This window comes from Streptomyces sp. NPDC008139 (assembly GCF_042957025.1).
Lineage (GTDB): Bacteria > Actinomycetota > Actinomycetes > Streptomycetales > Streptomycetaceae > Actinacidiphila.
Genome location: NZ_JBIBHM010000002.1, coordinates 363,344 through 379,833, shown reverse-complemented (window position 1 = coordinate 379,833; position 16,490 = coordinate 363,344). Strand labels below are relative to the sequence as shown.

Annotated in this window: 15 protein-coding genes; 10 read left to right on the top strand and 5 right to left on the bottom strand. The window is 72.0% G+C overall.

Features of this window, described 5'->3' with window-relative positions:
- The first annotated feature begins 33 nt into the window (after window positions 1–33).
- Genes ACFZBB_RS05610 through mgtA form a run of 3 tightly spaced genes read left to right on the top strand, consistent with a single transcriptional unit; the run spans window position 34 to window position 3,815 of the window.
- Window positions 34–630 carry a helix-turn-helix domain-containing protein gene (locus tag ACFZBB_RS05610; protein WP_391118109.1) on the top strand — a complete coding sequence of 199 codons (597 nt, stop codon included), beginning with the start codon at window positions 34–36 and terminating at the stop codon, window positions 628–630.
- Between the two features lie 52 nt (window positions 631–682).
- The gene (locus tag ACFZBB_RS05605; RefSeq protein ID WP_391118107.1) at window positions 683–1,042 is read left to right on the top strand and encodes a metalloregulator ArsR/SmtB family transcription factor; all 360 of its coding nucleotides are present in this window, start codon (window positions 683–685) and stop codon (window positions 1,040–1,042) included.
- The gene (mgtA, locus tag ACFZBB_RS05600) at window positions 1,026–3,815 is read left to right on the top strand and encodes a magnesium-translocating P-type ATPase (protein ID WP_391118105.1); all 2,790 of its coding nucleotides are present in this window, start codon (window positions 1,026–1,028) and stop codon (window positions 3,813–3,815) included. The genes ACFZBB_RS05605 and mgtA overlap by 17 nt, the downstream gene beginning before the upstream one ends.
- On the opposite strand, the gene ACFZBB_RS05595 is transcribed toward mgtA, so the two are convergent.
- Both ACFZBB_RS05595 and ACFZBB_RS05590 read right to left on the bottom strand, forming a co-directional pair.
- Window positions 3,788–4,030 (bottom strand): hypothetical protein, encoded by a 243-nt coding sequence (locus tag ACFZBB_RS05595; protein WP_391118103.1) that lies wholly within the window; start codon window positions 4,028–4,030, stop codon window positions 3,788–3,790. The two genes, mgtA and ACFZBB_RS05595, sit on opposite strands and share 28 nt — an antisense overlap.
- Window positions 4,031–4,157: 127 nt before the next feature.
- Window positions 4,158–4,733, bottom strand: a complete 576-nt coding sequence (locus tag ACFZBB_RS05590; protein WP_391118101.1) for a TerD family protein — start codon at window positions 4,731–4,733, stop codon at window positions 4,158–4,160.
- Window positions 4,734–4,950: 217 nt separating this feature from the next.
- On the opposite strand from ACFZBB_RS05590, the gene ACFZBB_RS05585 reads away from it, so the two are divergent.
- A complete protein-coding gene (locus tag ACFZBB_RS05585; RefSeq protein ID WP_391118487.1) occupies window positions 4,951–5,625 on the top strand; it encodes a lytic transglycosylase domain-containing protein in 675 nt (224 codons plus the stop codon).
- 90 nt (window positions 5,626–5,715) lie between these two features.
- On the opposite strand, the gene ACFZBB_RS05580 is transcribed toward ACFZBB_RS05585, so the two are convergent.
- Window positions 5,716–6,237, bottom strand: a complete 522-nt coding sequence (locus tag ACFZBB_RS05580; RefSeq protein ID WP_391118099.1) for a hypothetical protein — start codon at window positions 6,235–6,237, stop codon at window positions 5,716–5,718.
- A 42-nt stretch (window positions 6,238–6,279) separates the two neighbouring features.
- Here ACFZBB_RS05580 and ACFZBB_RS05575 point away from each other — a divergent pair, with 42 nt between their 5' ends.
- Window positions 6,280–6,453: a hypothetical protein gene (locus ACFZBB_RS05575; RefSeq protein ID WP_391118097.1), complete on the top strand. Its 174-nt coding sequence runs from the start codon at window positions 6,280–6,282 to the stop codon at window positions 6,451–6,453.
- A gap of 50 nt (window positions 6,454–6,503) precedes the next feature.
- Here ACFZBB_RS05575 and ACFZBB_RS05570 read toward each other — a convergent pair whose 3' ends face one another.
- Window positions 6,504–7,175: a TetR family transcriptional regulator gene (locus ACFZBB_RS05570; RefSeq protein ID WP_391118095.1), complete on the bottom strand. Its 672-nt coding sequence runs from the start codon at window positions 7,173–7,175 to the stop codon at window positions 6,504–6,506.
- Between the two features lie 132 nt (window positions 7,176–7,307).
- Here ACFZBB_RS05570 and ACFZBB_RS05565 point away from each other — a divergent pair, with 132 nt between their 5' ends.
- The 5 genes from ACFZBB_RS05565 to ACFZBB_RS05545 all read left to right on the top strand — a co-directional run bounded on the left by ACFZBB_RS05565 (window position 7,308) and on the right by ACFZBB_RS05545 (window position 13,318).
- The gene (locus ACFZBB_RS05565) at window positions 7,308–8,300 is read left to right on the top strand and encodes a zinc-binding dehydrogenase (RefSeq protein WP_391118093.1); all 993 of its coding nucleotides are present in this window, start codon (window positions 7,308–7,310) and stop codon (window positions 8,298–8,300) included.
- A 157-nt stretch (window positions 8,301–8,457) separates the two neighbouring features.
- Window positions 8,458–9,222, top strand: a complete 765-nt coding sequence (locus tag ACFZBB_RS05560; protein ID WP_391118091.1) for an MgtC/SapB family protein — start codon at window positions 8,458–8,460, stop codon at window positions 9,220–9,222.
- A 174-nt stretch (window positions 9,223–9,396) separates the two neighbouring features.
- Window positions 9,397–10,188, top strand: coding sequence for a metalloregulator ArsR/SmtB family transcription factor (locus ACFZBB_RS05555; RefSeq protein ID WP_391118485.1), 792 nt, complete (start codon window positions 9,397–9,399; stop codon window positions 10,186–10,188).
- 194 nt (window positions 10,189–10,382) lie between these two features.
- Window positions 10,383–10,739 carry a VOC family protein gene (locus tag ACFZBB_RS05550; RefSeq protein ID WP_391118089.1) on the top strand — a complete coding sequence of 119 codons (357 nt, stop codon included), beginning with the start codon at window positions 10,383–10,385 and terminating at the stop codon, window positions 10,737–10,739.
- A 74-nt stretch (window positions 10,740–10,813) separates the two neighbouring features.
- Window positions 10,814–13,318: an ATP-binding cassette domain-containing protein gene (locus tag ACFZBB_RS05545; protein ID WP_391118087.1), complete on the top strand. Its 2,505-nt coding sequence runs from the start codon at window positions 10,814–10,816 to the stop codon at window positions 13,316–13,318.
- Window positions 13,319–13,400: 82 nt separating this feature from the next.
- Here the strand turns inward: ACFZBB_RS05545 and ACFZBB_RS05540 are convergent, their stop codons facing one another.
- Window positions 13,401–16,475 carry an alpha-L-rhamnosidase C-terminal domain-containing protein gene (locus ACFZBB_RS05540; RefSeq protein ID WP_391118085.1) on the bottom strand — a complete coding sequence of 1,025 codons (3,075 nt, stop codon included), beginning with the start codon at window positions 16,473–16,475 and terminating at the stop codon, window positions 13,401–13,403.
- Window positions 16,476–16,490 lie beyond the last annotated feature (15 nt).

Below are 16,490 nucleotides of genomic sequence, written 5' to 3'. Positions count from 1 at the left end.
CCACCCCCAGCAGCGCCGCCGCTACGGATCCTCGTGCGGCTGTCCGGGTGCGGCCGGGGGCGCGCGCTGGCGGGCGAGCACCACGCGCCGACGCTGGACCGCGCGGCGGGCGCCCGTATCGACGCCATGGTCCGGCTGATGCACGCCGCCTACATCCGCCCGATCGGCCTGGAGGAGCTCGCGGAGGCCGCCCACATGGCGCCCAGCTCCGCCAGCCGCTTCTTCCGCCGCACGACCGGCACCACCGTCACCGCCTATCTCAATCTCCTGCGCGTGAACGCGGCGTGCGTCCTGCCGCGCGACACCGACCGGCGGATCGCCGACATCGCGGCCGACTGCGGGTACGCGAATCTCTCGAACTTCAACCGCCGCTTCCTGGAGATCCGCCGGGTCCCGCCGAGCGCGTACCGCCGCGGATTTCGCCGAGCCGAACTCGGCGCCCCTGAGTCCGGCAGTCGCGTCCCGAGCCGCGGGTGCGCCCGGCGCCGTGACGACGGGTGCGCCCGGCGCAGCGACGGGCCGGTGCCCCGTGGCCTCACGCGGCGGTACCCGGCCGCGCTGGAGGGTCGGTGTCCGGCTCCGGTGAAGCGCAGGTCACGGAGAGGTCCGGCGTTCACGGACACGCTCTAGACTGAGCGCTCGCGCGGTCGGCGCGCAGGCGCGGTCCGGAGGGAGAGCGGTGGTGGCGAGGGGCGGGGACGACTTCGAGGAGTTGCCCGCTGAGGTGCTGACACAGGCCGCCGCGGCCTTCGGCCTGCTGGCCTCGCCCGCGCGGCTGCACCTGGTGTGGACGCTGATGCAGGGCGAGAGTGATGTGACCGCGCTCGCCGAGCGGGTCGGCGGCGCGCTGCCCGCGGTCAGCCAGCACCTGACGAAGCTCAAGCTCGCCGGTCTGGTGCGGTCGCGCCGTGAGGGACGGCACGTGGTGTACCTGGTGGACGACCCGGACGTGGAGACCATGGTGCGGTGGATGCTGCGGCAGCTCGCCGAACGCGGTGGGTACACGACAACGCCTGGGCGCGTCCGTGACCTGGGCGCCTGACAGCGGACCACGTCCCACCGCCTGGGCGGCGCCCGAGCCGGTCGACGGCCTGGAGCAGGGCGCGCCGCCCGGTCACCTCACCGCCCCCGACACGGCGGATCTGCCCACGCTGGAGTTCCTGCGCGTGGTCGGCAGCGGTCCGCGCGGGCTGCTGGAGTCGCAGGCCGAGGACCGGCTCGCCCGGTACGGCGAGAACGTCCTTCCCGCGCTGCGCTCCGTCTCCTGGCCGCGCCGTTTTCTGCGCAGCCTGCGCGATCCCTTCACCACCGTGCTGTTCTGCCTCGCCCTGGTGTCGGCCGCCGTCGCCGCATGGAACACCGCGTGCGTGATCATGGCGCTGGTCACGGTCAGCTGTGTGCTGCGCTCCAGCGGCGAGTACCGCGCCGACCAGTCGGCGTCGGCGCTGCGGGAACTGGTCGCCGCGACCGCGACCGTACGCCGTCGAGCGGACGCGAGCAGCGCGCCGGAGACCCGCGAGATCCCCGTCGACCAGCTGGTGCCCGGGGATGTCGTCCTGCTCGGCCCGGGGGATCTGGTCCCGGCCGATCTGCGGCTGCTGCGCGCCACCGGACTCACCGTGCACCAGGCCGCGCTGACCGGGGAGTCCGCGCCCGTCGCCAAGTATCCGGTGGAGAGTCCCGGCCCGGCCGGCGACGCGTCGCCCGCCTCCGACGAGGAGCCGGGGGACGGGGCGACCGGCGACCGCCGGCACCGGCACGGTTCGTCGTCCGCGCAGGAGTCACCGCACCTGTGCCTCCAGGGCAGCAGCGTCGCCTCGGGCAGCGCGACGGGGGTCGTGATGGCGACCGGCGAGCACACCCGGTTCGCGCGGGGCTTTCGCGGTATGTCGACGCGGCGGCGGGAGAGCGCCTTCGACCGTTCCGTGCACGGCATCTCCTGGTCGCTCATCCGGTTCATGCTGCTGACGCCGCCGCTGGTGCTCATGGCCGACGCGGGTCTGCGCGGGCGCGGTCTGGAGACGCTGCCGTTCGCGGTCGCGGTGGCGGTCGGCCTGACGCCCGAGATGCTGCCGGTCGTCGTGACCACGACGCTGGCCAGGGGGGCGTCCCTGCTCGCCCGTGGCAGCGACGTGATCGTCAAGCGGCTGCCCGCCCTGCACGACCTGGGCGCGATGGACGTCCTGTGCACGGACAAGACGGGCACCCTGACCCAGGACCGGCCCGTCGTCGCCTGCCATGTCGACGGCGAGGGGCACGACAATCCCGACATCCTGCACTGGGCGGCCGTCAACAGTCTGTGGACCCTCCAGCTCGCCGAGCTGCCCTCGCCCGACGCGCTCGACGAGGCGCTGCTGGACGCGGCGGAGGAGCGCGGCGACGACCTCGACCACGACGCGGTGGCGGCGCTCCCCTTCGATCCCGTACGCCGCCTGGCCACGGTGGTGCTGCGCACACCGGGCAGTCCCGGCACGCACGCGCTGGTCGTGAAGGGCGCGGCGGAGGCGGTGATCACCCGGTGCGTGCGGCAGCGCGTGGACGGCCGGGACACCGACCTGGACGACGAGGCCCGCGCGCGGCTGCTGTCCATGTGCGCGCAGCGGGCCGAGGGGGGTCTGCGGGTGCTCGCCGTGGCCGCGGCGGAGCGGCCCGCGAGGTCCGGCGCGTCGTCCGTCACCGCGTCGGACGAGTACGGGCTGACGTTCCTGGGCGTCGTCGGGCTGCGGGACGCGGCGGCGGACACGGCGGCCGACGCCCTGACGGCGCTCAGCGGGCGCGGTGTCACGGTGAAGGTGCTCACCGGCGACCATCCGGGCACCGCCGCCCGGGCCTGCGACGAGATCGGACTCGACCCCGGCCGGGTGGTCACCGGCGACACGATCGACGGGCTGGACGACGACGCTCTGACCGAACTCGCCGAGACCACCACGGTCTTCGCCCGCTGCACCCCCGCGCACAAGGCCCGCGTGGTGCGGGCGCTGCGCGCGGGCGGCCACGTCACCGGTTTCCTCGGCGACGGTGTCAACGACCTGCCCGCGCTGCACGCCGCCGACGTGGGGATCAGCCCGCGCGACGCCACCGCCGTGGCGCGCGAGGCGGCAGACGTCGTGCTCGCGGCGAAGGACCTCACCGCGATCTGCCACGCGATCGTCGCCGGGCGCCGCAGCAGCGGCAACATCGCCACCTATCTGCGGATCGCGCTGTCCTCGAATCTGGGCAACGTCATCGCGATGCTCACCGCCGGGCTGCTGCTGCCCTTCCTGCCGATGCTGCCGATGCAGGTCCTCGTGCAGAATCTCTGCTTCGACGGCGCGCAGCTCGCCTTCGCCTACGACCGGCCGCCGACCGCCGACATGGCGCGGCCCTCGGCCCTCGAACCCCGCGCCATCCTGCGCTTCGTCACCGGTTTCGGCATCCTCAACGCCATCGCCGACGTGGCGACCTTCGGCATCCTCGCCCTGTCCATCAGGGGATTCGGCACCAGCGCCAGCCAAGAGGCGTTCCAGTCGGGCTGGTTCACCGAGAATCTGCTCACGCAGGCCCTGGTGATGCTGCTGCTGCGCACCGGCCGCACCGCCGCGGAGGGCCGCGCGCCCGGCCCGATCCGGCTGACCACCAGCGCGCTGGCGGCCATCGGCATCCTCGTCCCCCTCTCCCCCCTCGCCCCCGCCCTCGGCTTCACCGCGCTCCCGCTCTTCTATTACGCGCTGCTCGCCGCGGTCCTCATGTCGTACGGGACGGCGCTGGTGATGGCGAAGACGCGATACGAGGCGCGGATCGCCGCCCGTCAGGGACTGGCGGCGTCGAAGCCGTAGCGCAACGGGGCGTCCCCGGCGCGGGACTTGCGTCGATAGATGTGCAGCGCGTCCACCCGTACGCCCGTCGTGCCCGCTTCGTCGTCGAGGGGGCACGGACAGCTCACCTGCACCACTCGCGGCCGTCCGGCCACCCGTATCCGCACGCCGTCCGCCGGACCGCCGTCAAGTACCGCGGCTTCCCAGCCGTCGGCGCCGTTTCCTGCTCTCTCCATGCGCGACACTTTATCGATTACGCAATTGGGGAACTGTCGCGGGTGCGGACGTGGCGGGATTCAGGCGACGGGGGGGTGGGACCGCCCCCAGGGGGGGGTGGAAGGGGCGGCCCCGGCTCGGTGGACCTCAGACGTTGACGCCGAAGTCGGTGGCGATGCCCGCGAGACCGGAGGCGTACCCCTGGCCGATGGCGCGGAACTTCCACTCCGCGCCGTTGCGGTACAGCTCGCCGAAGACCATCGCCGTCTCGGTGGAGGCGTCCTCGGTCAGGTCGTAGCGGGCGAGCTCGCGCCCGTCGGCCTGATTGACGATGCGGATGAACGCGTTGCGGACCTGGCCGAAGCTCTGGCCGCGCTTCTCGGCCTCGTAGATCGACACGGGAAAGACGACCTTGGCGACCTGGAGCGGGACCGTCGCGAGGCTCACCCTGATCTGCTCGTCGTCCCCGTCACCGCCGCCGGTCAGATTGTCGCCGCTGTGCGTGACGGAGCCGTCCGGGCTCTCCAGATTGTTGAAGAACACGAAGTGCCGGTCACTCAGCACCTTCCCGCCCGCGTCGCACAGCAGCGCGGACGCGTCGAGGTCGTAGTCGGAACCCGTCGTGGTCCGTACGTCCCACCCCAGGCCGACCGTGACGGCCGTCAGTCCGGGGGCTTCCTTGCTCAGAGAGACATTGCCGCCCTTGGACAGAGTCACACCCACGAGCCCTCTCCACCTTCCCGCTTGTTTCCGCGTCCTCTACTGAGAAGAACGAGGATCCGCGCGACGCGGTTCCTTGATTGCGCAATCTTTGAAGTGCTCACAGGTCCCGGCCCGGACCTGCGGCGGAGGTCGGTACCCCCTCGCGACGCGGCGGACGCGCGTGTCGCGGGGCGAGTCCGTACGGTGGCACCGTGCGGTGACGGAAGGCGGCGGGACAGTGGCGGTGGACAAGCCCCGGAAGCGGTGGCCCTGGGTCGTCCTGGCGACCCTGGTGGTCGCCGGATGGGCCGCGGGGGGCCGCGGGCACAGCCCCGACGCGGCCGACCGGTCGGCCGCCGGCAGCTCCGCCCGGCCGAGCAGCAGCGCGCCGAGCACGTCCGCCGAACCCTCGGCCTCCGCGAGTGACGGTCTCGCGCGGTACGCGCCGCAGGTCAAGCGGTACGCGGCCCGCGCCGGGATCGACCCGCAGGTGCTGATGGCGATCCTCTACAACGAGGACTACAAGCCGCACGACCCGGCCTTCCAGCGCGCCTGGCAGAAGCTCAAGCCCGACGCCGCCTTCGGCATCGCGAACATGCACAAGGCCACCTTCGACGAGACCAGGCGGGGCCGCGACTTCGCCGGCCGCGACTGGGACGAGCTGCCCGACGACACCGGCTTGGCCATCGAGTCGGCGGCCTGGTATCTGCACGACCTGGCCGCCCAGCTCCCCGCCCACCGCTCCACCTCCCTGACGGTGAATCAGCTGATCGCACTCGGCTACAACACCGGCGCGGGCAACATGCTCGCCTTCGCCCGAGGCGTCACCCCCGGATCACAAGCCCAGTCCTATCTCGACCAGTTGACCTCGAACTGGGCCGCCGCGGGACGGGACGTGCGCGGCTCCGGCTGACCGCGCGGCGGGCGCCGGAGCCGGACGCCGGACACCTCATGGCTGATGCCCCAGGCCTTGTGCCTTGTGCCGGACTCCGGGTGTCGCGGCTCAGGACACGGGAGGCGTGGCGGGCGCGGTCGCCCGCGACGACCAGGCCGACCACAGCTCGGCGTACGGGCCGCCCGCGGCGGCCTGTTCCGCCGCGCCGCGGCGTTCCAGCGGGCGGCCGAGCAGATGCACCGCGAAGAGGACGGCGGGAGTGCCGAGCAGCACCAGCAGGCCGAGCGTGACGGACATGCGCAGCAGCAGGACCGCGCCGAGGACGAGCGCGAACACGCACGCGATCGCCTGGACGACGGACGTGGTGAATCTGCCGACGTTCTGCGCGTCCGAGACGGCGACCGACACCAGGTCGCCGGGCATCCGGTCCCGTACGGCCGTCCCGTCCGGCGCGAGCATCCGGTCGGTGAGCCGTACGCGGACGGCGTGCGCGGAACGCTCGGCGGCGGCGACGGTGGAGCGGGAACCGAAGCGGAAGCACAGCGACAGCGCGAGGAAGTCCGCGGCGAGCACGGCCAGCCAGGCCGCCTCAACCGGCAGCGCTGCGCCACGGTCGTCACCGTCCTCCACGACCTCAACCTCGCCTGCCGGTACGGCGATCACCTCACTGCGATGAAGGGCGGCCGGATCGCCGCCGAGGGCGCACCCTCGGAGGTCGTCACCGAGGACACCGTCCGCGACATCTTCGGCATGGAGTGCCGCATCGTCACCGACGAGGTCTCGCGGACCCCGCTGATCCTCCCGATCGGCCGCCACCGCGTACACCGGCCGACCGCGACCGACTGACCGCGACCGGCTGACGTACGCGGGCCGGAGCTTCTGGCGGGACGGACCTTCTAGCGGCGGGGCGCGGCGGTCGGCGTACGGGCGGACGCCACGGGGATGACCGGCGGTACGGGTGACAGCCGCGCCGCGGGCGGCAGCGGCGCGTGCTGCGGGGACGCCTGGAACGCCTGGATCGCGAAGGCGGCGAAGCGCCGGGAGGCCGCGACGCGGGCCGCGGGTGACGGCGCGTGGATGCCGCTGTTGGCCATGAGGACGAGGGTCAGGTCGTCCAGCACGAAGTCGGGGCGCAGGCGGCCGGTGGACTTGGCGCGGGCGGCCAGTTCCGCGACCGCCTTCAGCGCGTACTCGCGGCCCGCGTCGAAGTCGACGGCGTGCGGGAACGTCGACATAAAGGCCGCGGTGAAGCCGCGGTCGCGGGCGTGCAGCTCGCAGATCCTCTCGATCACCAGGCAGAGGCCGCGCCAGGGATCCGGGTCGGCGAGCCCTTCGTCCACGATGTCGTGGCAGGCCCGCAACTGACCGGTGAACGCCTCGGTGACCAGCGTCTCCTTGGTCGGGAAGCGGCGGTAGAGGGTGGCGGGGCCGACCCCGGCGCGCCGGGCGATCTCCCGCATCGGCACGTTCAGCCCCTCGGTCGCGAACACCTCGCGGGCCGCTTCGAGGATGCGCTCGCGGTTGTCGAGGGCGTCGGAGCGCAGGGTGTGAGGCAATTCGTCGGTCACGCTCTCACTTTAGCCAAACGGACGGCGGCGTCCGTTACCGTCCGAAGGACCAGGTCCGCAGGCCGCCGGGTTCCGGACGGGCGCGGACCACGAGGGCCGGGACCGGCCGTGGACCAGCGCAGGGAGCAGACAGTGAAGGCAGTCGCGATCGAGACGTTCGGCGGCCCCGAGGGCATGGCGGTCGTCGACCTCCCCGCCCCGGCGCCCGCCGCCGGGCAGGTGCTCATCGGCGTCGAGGCGAGCGGTGTCGGCGGCGTGGACGCCGTGATCCGCAGGGGCACCCTGGCCTCGTACGGCTTCAAGGAGGGTCACATCCTCGGCAGCGAGGCGGCCGGTACGGTGACCGCGGTCGGCGACGGCGTCGACACGTCGTGGATCGGGCGGCGCGTGTGGGCGTTCACCGGGCTCAGCGGCGGTTACGTCGAGCAGGCGGCCGTCCCGGTCGAGGCGGTCCTCGCGCTGCCCGACGGGCTGTCGGCGGTGGACGCGGTGACGCTCGGCAACTCGGGCACTGTGGCCCATTTCGCGCTGGCCCACGCCCACTTCGCCCCCGGCGAGTCGGTGCTGGTGCGCGGCGCGGCGGGCAGCATCGGGATCATGACGGTCCATCTGGCATCCCGCGCGGGCGCCGCCGCGGTGGCGGTCACGACGTCGTCGGCCGAGCGGGGCGAGCGGCTGCGCGCACTCGGCGCGACGCATGTGCTGGACCGCTCGGGCGACATCATGCGCAGCGGTTCCGGTGCCGACGACACTTCCGACGACGCTCCCGGGGGATACGACGTCATCATCGACATCGTCGCGGGCGCGGACCTGCCGTCCTTCTTCGGCCGGCTCCGGCCGAACGGCCGCATGGTGGCCGTGGGCGTGGTCGGCGGCCCGCCGCCCGCCGACTTCGGCATGACGATGATCGCGGCCTTCCAGAAGTCCCTGTCGTTCGCCACCTTCAGCACCGACACCGTGGCCGCGGCCGATCTGACCGCTGTGCGTACCGCGCAGTTCGCCGCCGCGAGCCGCGGCGAACTGCCTCTCGCGGTGCACGAGGTGCTGCCGCTGGAGCAGGCCGCGCTGGCGCACCGGAAGATGGACGCGGGCGAGGTGTTCGGCCGGATCGTCCTGACGCCGTAACCCGAACCGCCGTCCAGAGCTGGGCAGTCGCTCGCGGCGCGGGCTCCGCAGGCGGCCCGTCCCCGTACGCGCTCATCGGTTGATGCGCTGATCCGCCCAACCGGTCGCGGGAGAGCCGGTTCCGCGCCGCCCCCGTGGCCGGTGGCAGGATCTCCTCATGCAGCATATTTCGTTCGCTCTGCCGCTTTTCGATCCCGGCGCGGGCCAAGGGGCCAGGCAGTTCGCCGAGTTGGGCCTCGCCCTGCTGCTGTCCACCCTGATCGGCGCCGAGCGCGCCACGCAGCAGAAGAGCGCGGGGCTGCGCACCCACACCCTCGTCGGTGTCGGCAGCGCGCTGTTCATGGAGGTGTCCCAGCACGGGTTCAACGCCGTGCTGGGCATGCAGGCCGTCTCCTTCGACCCGTCGCGGGTGGCCGCCCAGATCGTCTCGGGCATCGGCTTCATCGGCGGCGGCCTGATCTTCGTACGGCGCGACGCCGTCCGCGGCCTCACCACCGCGGCGACGGTCTGGCTCACCTGCGCGGTCGGCATGGCCTGCGGCGGCGGTCTCCCGCTGCTGGCCATAGGAGTCACCCTCGCGCACTTCCTGGTCGTCCAGGGCTACCCGTGGCTCACCCGCCGGGTCCCGGCCCTCGCCACCCCCGAGCGCACCCGCATCCACCTGGCGTACCGGATCGGCACCGGCGTCCTCACCCGCGTCCTCGAATACACCGCCACCCAGGGGTTCCGCGTCGTCCAGGTCCGGGTCGACCGCGCCGCCCAGCACCCCGACGACGAGAACTGGCACCCCACCGAGGGCGGCACCGCCCTGGTCGCGGTCGACGTCGAGGGCACCGGCAGCCCCGAGCACCTGGTCGCGGGCCTGTCCGAGTTCGAGGAATTGCTGAGCGTCTCGTCGGTCGCCGACGAATCCGACGACTGACCGGGGACGCGCCCTCGTCCCTGCCCCGACAGCGCGGTGCTCGGCGCCGCGTGGACGGTGCCGCCGGGCGGCGGCCCCGAGCTGACCCATCGGGCCTACGTCGCCGACCTGCGCCGTTGACAATAGGCAGGCAGATACCTGCATAATGGGGAAGTGAGCCCAGAACCGAGCGAGATGGACCCGGTCTTCAAAGCACTGGCCGACCCGACCAGGCGACTCCTGCTGGACCGGCTGCGGGAACAGAACGGTCAGACGCTGCGTGAGCTGTGCGAGCGTCTCGGCATGGCCCGCCAGTCGGTGACGCAGCATCTCGACCTGCTCGGGCAGGCCAATCTCGTGACCGTGGTGCGCCGCGGGCGGGAGCGGCTGCATTACCTGAATCCGGCGCCCATCCACGACATCGAGGAGCGCTGGATCTCGGGGTTCGACAAGCCCCGGCTGCGGGCGCTGAGCGCCATCAAGAACCTGGCAGAGGAGTACGCCATGACCGACGAATCCGTATCCGTACCGACCTATGTCTACGTCACCTACATCCGGGCGACGCCCGAGCAGGTGTGGCGTGCCCTCACCGACGCCGATCTGACCGCGCGGTACTGGGGGCACGCCAACGTCTCGGACTGGCGGCCGGGCTCGGCCTGGGAGCACCGCCGCGCCGACGGCTCGGGCGCCGTGGACGCCGTCGGCCAGGTGCGGGAGGCCGAGCCGCCCACGCGCCTGGTCCTCACCTTCGAGGACTCCGTCGGCACGGAGCCGCCGCGCGAGCCGTCGGAGGTCACCTTCCTCGTCGAGCCGCACCAGGACATCGTGCGGCTGACCGTGACCCACGAGAAGCTGTCCAATACGGACATGTTCAACGGCATCTCGCGGGGCTGGCCCGCCGTGCTGGCCAACCTCAAGTCGCTGCTCGAAACCGGTGAGGTACTGCCGCAGGCGCCCTGGGAGATGTCCCCCACCGCCCACGCCTGAGCACACCGGGCACCGGCACCGGGCACCGGCGGAAAGGGCCGGTCGCGAAGGTGGCGCGGGACCGGTCAGGAATGGAGAAGCGGATCCCGGCGCCCGCCCGTAGCGTGAATCGCATGGACGCCGAGCCCCCGAACGTCAGGGGAACTCGGCACGGAAACACCGGGTCCATGCGGCCCGCGACCACAGGAGCGATCATGACCGGCACCACCACCCAGGGCATCAAGACCGTGCTGCACCCCGTGTCCGACCTGCCGAAGGCCAAGGCGGTGTACGCGGCGCTGCTCGGCATCGAGCCGCAGACCGACGAGTCGTACTACGTGGGCTTCGAGACCGGGGAGCAGCACATCGGGCTGGTGCCGGGCGGCGGCCCGCAGGGACTGACGTCCCCGGTGGTGTACTGGGAGGTGTCGGACATCGAGGCGAAGCTGGCCGAGCTGACCGCCGCCGGCGCCACCGTGAAGGACGCGGCGTCGGACGTGGGCGGCGGCCGGCTGGTGGCCACCGTCACCGACCCCGACGGCAACGTCCTCGGTATCCTCCAGGACCAATGACCGCCGACCCGCGCGAGTCCGGCCACGCGCCGGGTGACGACGCCCGCCGGTCGACCTGACGTCATGGAGAGACGATGAGCACGGCGAAGAAGACGGCCAGGCCGACAGCCGCGGCAACCACCAAAACCGCCAAGCCTGCCAGGACCGCCGCACCCGCCGGCGCGGCCGAGGCCGCCGCAAGCGCCAGGACGACCCTGGCGTCCGCGGTGCCTCCGGCCGACAGCCACGACCTGATCCGTGTGCACGGTGCGCGGGTGAACAATCTCAAGGACGTCAGCATCGAGATCCCCAAGCGCCGTCTGACGGTGTTCACGGGGGTCTCCGGCTCGGGCAAGAGCTCGCTGGTGTTCAGCACGATCGCCGCCGAGTCGCAGCGGCTGATCAATGAGACCTACAGCGCCTTCGTGCAGGGCTTCATGCCGACCACGGCACGCCCCGACGTCGACGTGCTGGACGGGCTGACCACGGTGATCACCGTCGACCAGCAGCGGATGGGCGCCGACCCGCGGTCGACGGTCGGCACCGCCACCGACGCGAACGCGATGCTGCGGATCCTCTTCAGCCGCCTCGGCAAGCCGCACATCGGCCCGCCCGGCGCGTACGCGTTCAACGTCCCCTCGGTCAGCGCCAGCGGCGCGATCACCGTCGAGCGCGGCTCGAAGACGGCGGTGAAGGCGACATTCCACCGGACCGGCGGCATGTGCACGCGCTGCGAGGGCCGGGGCACGGTCTCCGACATCGACCTCGCACAGCTCTACGACGACACGAAGTCGCTCTCCGAAGGCGCGATCACCATCCCCGGCTACGGCTCGGACGGCTGGAACATGCGGCTGTACAAGGAGTCCGGCTTCGTCGACCCGGACAAGCCGATCCGCAAGTACACCAAGAGGGAGCTGCACGACTTCCTGCACCGCGAGCCGACCAGGATGAAGATCGCGGGCATCAACATGACGTACGAGGGGCTGATCCCCCGGATCCAGAAGTCGATGCTCTCCAAGGACAAGGAGGCGATGCAGCCGCACATCCGGGCGTTCGTGGAGCGGGCGGTGGCCTTCGCCACCTGTCCCGAGTGCGACGGCACCCGGCTCAGCGAGGGCGCCAGGTCCTCGAAGATCAAGCGGATCAGCATCGCCGACGCCTGCGCGATGCAGATCAGTGACCTGGCGGAGTGGGTCCGCGAGCTGAAGGAGCCCTCGGTCGCCCCGCTGCTGACCGCGCTGCTCCAGACCCTCGACTCGTTCGTGGAGATCGGCCTCGGCTATCTCGCGCTCGACCGGCCGGCGGGCACACTGTCCGGCGGCGAGGCGCAGCGCGTGAAGATGATCCGGCACCTCGGGTCGGCGCTCACCGACATCACGTACGTCTTCGACGAGCCGACCGCCGGCCTGCACCCGCACGACATCCAGCGGATGAACGACCTGCTGCTGCGGCTGCGGGACAAGGGCAACACGGTGCTCGTCGTGGAGCACAAGCCGGAGACGATCACCATCGCCGACCATGTGGTCGACCTGGGGCCCGGCGCCGGTACGGCGGGCGGCGCGGTCTGCTTCGAGGGCGACCTCGACGGGCTGCGGACCAGCGGCACGCTCACCGGGCGGCACTTCGACGACCGGTCCTCGCTCAAGAAGACGGTCCGCGAACCGGCCGGCGCGCTGGAGATCCGCGGCGCGACCACGAACAATCTGCGCGGTGTCGACGTCGACGTCCCCCTCGGTGTGCTGGTCGTCGTGACCGGTGTCGCGGGCTCCGGCAAGAGCTCGCTCATCCACGGCTCACTGGTCAAGAGCGCGCAGGTCAAGGGCGCTGACGGTACGGCGGTGGTGTCGATCGACCAGGGCGCGATCCGCGGCTCGCGGCGCTCCAACCCGGCGACGTACACCGGGCTGCTCGACCCGATCCGCAAGGCGTTCGCGAAGGCCAACGGGGTGAAGCCCGCGCTGTTCAGCGCCAACTCCGAGGGCGCCTGCCCGACGTGCAACGGCGCGGGCGTCGTGTACACCGACCTGGGGATGATGGCCGGGGTCGCGACCACGTGCGAGGAGTGCGAGGGGAAGCGGTTCGAGGCGTCGGTGCTCGACTACCGCTTCGGCGGGCGCGACATCAGCGAGGTGCTGGCGATGTCGGTGGCCGAGGCCGAGGAGTTCTTCGGTGGCGGCGAGGCGCACACCCCCGCGGCGCACGCCGTCCTGCGGCGCCTGGCCGATGTGGGCCTGGGCTATCTGGGCATCGGCCAGCCGCTCACCACGCTGTCCGGTGGCGAGCGGCAGCGGCTGAAGCTGGCCACGCACATGTCGGACAAGGGCGGTGTGTATGTGCTGGACGAACCGACCACCGGCCTGCACCTCGCCGATGTGGAGCAACTACTGGGCCTGCTCGACCGGTTGGTCGACTCCGGCAAGTCCGTCGTCGTCATCGAGCACCATCAGGCGGTGATGGCGCACGCCGATTGGATCATCGACCTGGGCCCCGGCGCGGGTCACCACGGCGGCCGGGTCGTCTTCGAGGGCACCCCCGCCGACCTGGTCGCGGACGCCTCGACCCTCACCGGGGAACACCTCGCGGCGTACGTCGGCGCCTGACGTACCCGTCGCGGACGCCCGACCTGCCGGAACGGGTCGGGCGCCCGCTGTCGTGGCGGGTCCGCTGTCGTGCCGGGTCCGGTCAGGGCATCAGGTAGCACGCCTTGACCGTGCCGATCACGGGATCAGGGAACACCGCGTTGGAGCAGGAGGTCCCGCCGGACAGCGACTTGGTGGTGAAGGTGCCGTTCGCCCCGTAGGCGACGGTGCGCGTCCCGCTGAAGGCGCACAGGCCGTCCTCGGGTGCGCAATAGGCCGATCCGCTGGGGCCGTTGGTGACCGGACCGGTGTAGCAGGACTTCACGAAGCCGAAGTCGGCGTCGGTGAGGGCGGTGTCGTCGCAGGCGGCGCCGCCGGTGACCGTGCGGTAGCTGTAGACGCCGTTGGCGCCGTAGGCCACCGTGCGGGTGCCGGTGAAGGAGCAGGTCGCGTTCTGCTGGGCGCACAGGGTGAAGCCGGTCGGCGGGGCGACCCCGCCCGGATTCGCGGCGACCAGGTAGGTGCCGGGCTGGACGCCGGTGAGGTAGACGTATCCGCCGTCCTGGTGCGCGCCGCCGATTCCGGTGGCACCGCTGAACGAGCCGTTGTTCCAGACCACTTGGCCGTTGACGGCCACCACGGGGTGGGCGTTGCCGTACGTCGGGACGGCGATCGTTCCGCTGGTGCCGGAGGGCGCGGTCACGCTCATCGCGAACGCGTTGACGCCGCCCTGTCCGGCCCACGACACCTGGACGGCGCCGTGCGGTGTCGGCGCCCGCCCCTCGGCCCAGGCGAGGTCGCCGGGGTGCGGCTGCACGGACCAGGTGCCGTAGCCGGGGGACGTCGGCTGGATGCCGAGGACGTAGCCGGACAGGGCGCCGGTCGGGGCGGTGGACCAGCCGTGCGCCAGGCTGGTGTTGGCGCCGAGGCCGGGTGAGCCGTCGGCGGCGGAGACGTTCTCCCACATGGTGGCGCCCGCGAATCCGCCGGCGGTGATCATGTGGCCCCAGACGTTGCTGAGCAGTTGCTGAGCGCCTGCCGTGTCGTTGTTCGCCAGCCGCGCCTGGAGCTCGTATCCGCTGACGAAGGGGCTGACCAGTGCCCTGTTGCCGGAGTCCGCGGAGAACGGCACCGGGCCGTAAGGGCTGGTCCACAGCATGGACTTGAGCGACGCCAGGATGGCGGCCTGCCGGTCGGCGGGCGCCACACCGTAGAGGACGGCGAGCGCGTTGGCGTCCTGCGCGACGCTGCCGGTCTGGGTGCTGCTGGTGAGGTAGAGCCCGGTGGAGCTGTTGAACAGATGCGCGTTGATGGCCGACTTCAGCGCCGCGGCCTGCTGGGTGTACGCGGCGGCCTGCGCGCTCTGGCCCGCCCCGGTGGCGAGTTGGGCGCCGTCGAGCAGCGCCTTGTAGTAGAGCAGGTTGTACGCGGTGACCTCGCCGGTCTTGTCGCCGTCGTAGAAGTCCCAGTCGGCGCCGTCGTCACTGGCGGTGGTGAGCAGCCCGTTGCCGTCCAACCGCGTCGCGTTCCAGGCCAGTTGGCTTTTGACGATCGGCCACTCCTGCTGGATGAAGGCGGTGTCCCCCGTGTAGAGGTAGTACGCGCCCAGGCCGAGCACCCAGTAGATGGAGTAAGAGGCGGAGTAGCTGCCGGTGGTCCCCTGGATCGGGGCGCCGGTGTGCAGGGGCGTCTGCGGCGGCTCGGCTCCGGCGACGAAGCCGCTGGAGAGCTGGTAGCTGCCGAGGAGTTGCAACGAGCCCTTGAGGTAAGAGGTGTTGCCGACGGAGTAGTACGTCGTGGGGCCCTCGATGTTGAGGTCGCCGCTCCAGATGGCGCGGTCGCGGGTGGCGCCGTCGAGGATGGACGGCAGCGCGTTGGTGCCGGGAACGGTGAAGTCCGCCAGCGCCGAGGGGCTGCTGAGCGGGTTGCTGTAGAGGGTGGCACCGGCGCTGCTGACCACGCTGAGATTGCGGAACTCGGCTTCCTCGCCGTTGAATTCGCGGAAGCCCACGGTCCCGGTCGGGTAGGCGCGGGTCCCCGCGGGGAAGGCCGCGGAGTTGACCGTGGTGATCTTCTTCTGGTCGACGGAGACCGTCACCGTGGTGCCCGAGGTCGTGGTGGTGACGGTGTGCCAGGTGCCCGGCGCCAGGCTGTCGGGCAGCGGTGCGGTGCCGACGCTGGTGTACGTGCCGTCGTGCAGGTCGAATTCCTGGAGCGTGTTCGGGGTGCCCGCAGTGTCGTTCGAGGCGTTGAGGATGAACGCGTAGCCGTTGTCGGCGTCCTGACCGCGGACGAGCCAGCCGGCCTGGTTGGAGACGATCCTGGTCTCGAAGGTGGTCGTGTAGTCGCTCCAGGACGCACCCTGCTTGAGCAGCCCGGCGTTGCCGCCGAAGTCGTCGAGGACTCCCCCGCTCACCCGCCAGTTCCCGGGCAGTGAGCCGGTCGGCACGGAGTCGAGCTGCGCGGTGTACGCGCCGTCGTACCAGATCTTGTTCAGCTCGTCGGAGCTGGAGACGAAGTAGCCCTGGTAGCCGTCGGCTCCGGTGCGGTCGGCGGTGTAGCGCAGTCCCGCGCCGCCGAGGGTGAGCGTGCCGGGCGAGGTGAGGGTGATCTGCTCGTAGCGCTGGCCGCCCTGCTCGTACTTGTTGGTGATCGTGCCGGGGCCGGTCACGGTGTACGCGTCGTGGCGGGCGGGGTCGCCCTCGGCCCACGGGACGGCGGTGTCGCCGGTCGCGGTGAGGTACTGCCGGGACTGGCTGTAGCCCGCCTGGAGGGTCGGCGAGCCGGACTGCGCGGTGACGTCGAAGTACGGCACGCCGCCGGTGATCCTGCCGTAGTCGAGCACGATCGTGGGGGTGGCGCCGCCCGCGGCCAGGGTCAAGGTGGCGGTGCCCGAGGCGCCGCAGAGGAGATTCTGCGCGCCGGAGACGGTGCCTGACGTGCTCACCACGGCGGTCGGGCACACCGTCGCGCTCGACGGTGTCTGCACATAGCTCTGCCAGTCGGGGGCCGCGGGCCACGGCGTGGCGGCGCTCGCCGCCGCGGGCGTGACGGGTGCGGCGGTGGCGGGTGCGGCGGTGGCGGGCCGGGCGGACGCCCAGCCGAGGAGGGCGAGTACGCAGCCGAGGGCCGCTGTGGTGCGGCGGCGGCGCGTACGGGTGTGCCGTTCGGTGCTCATGGTGGGCTCCTGGAG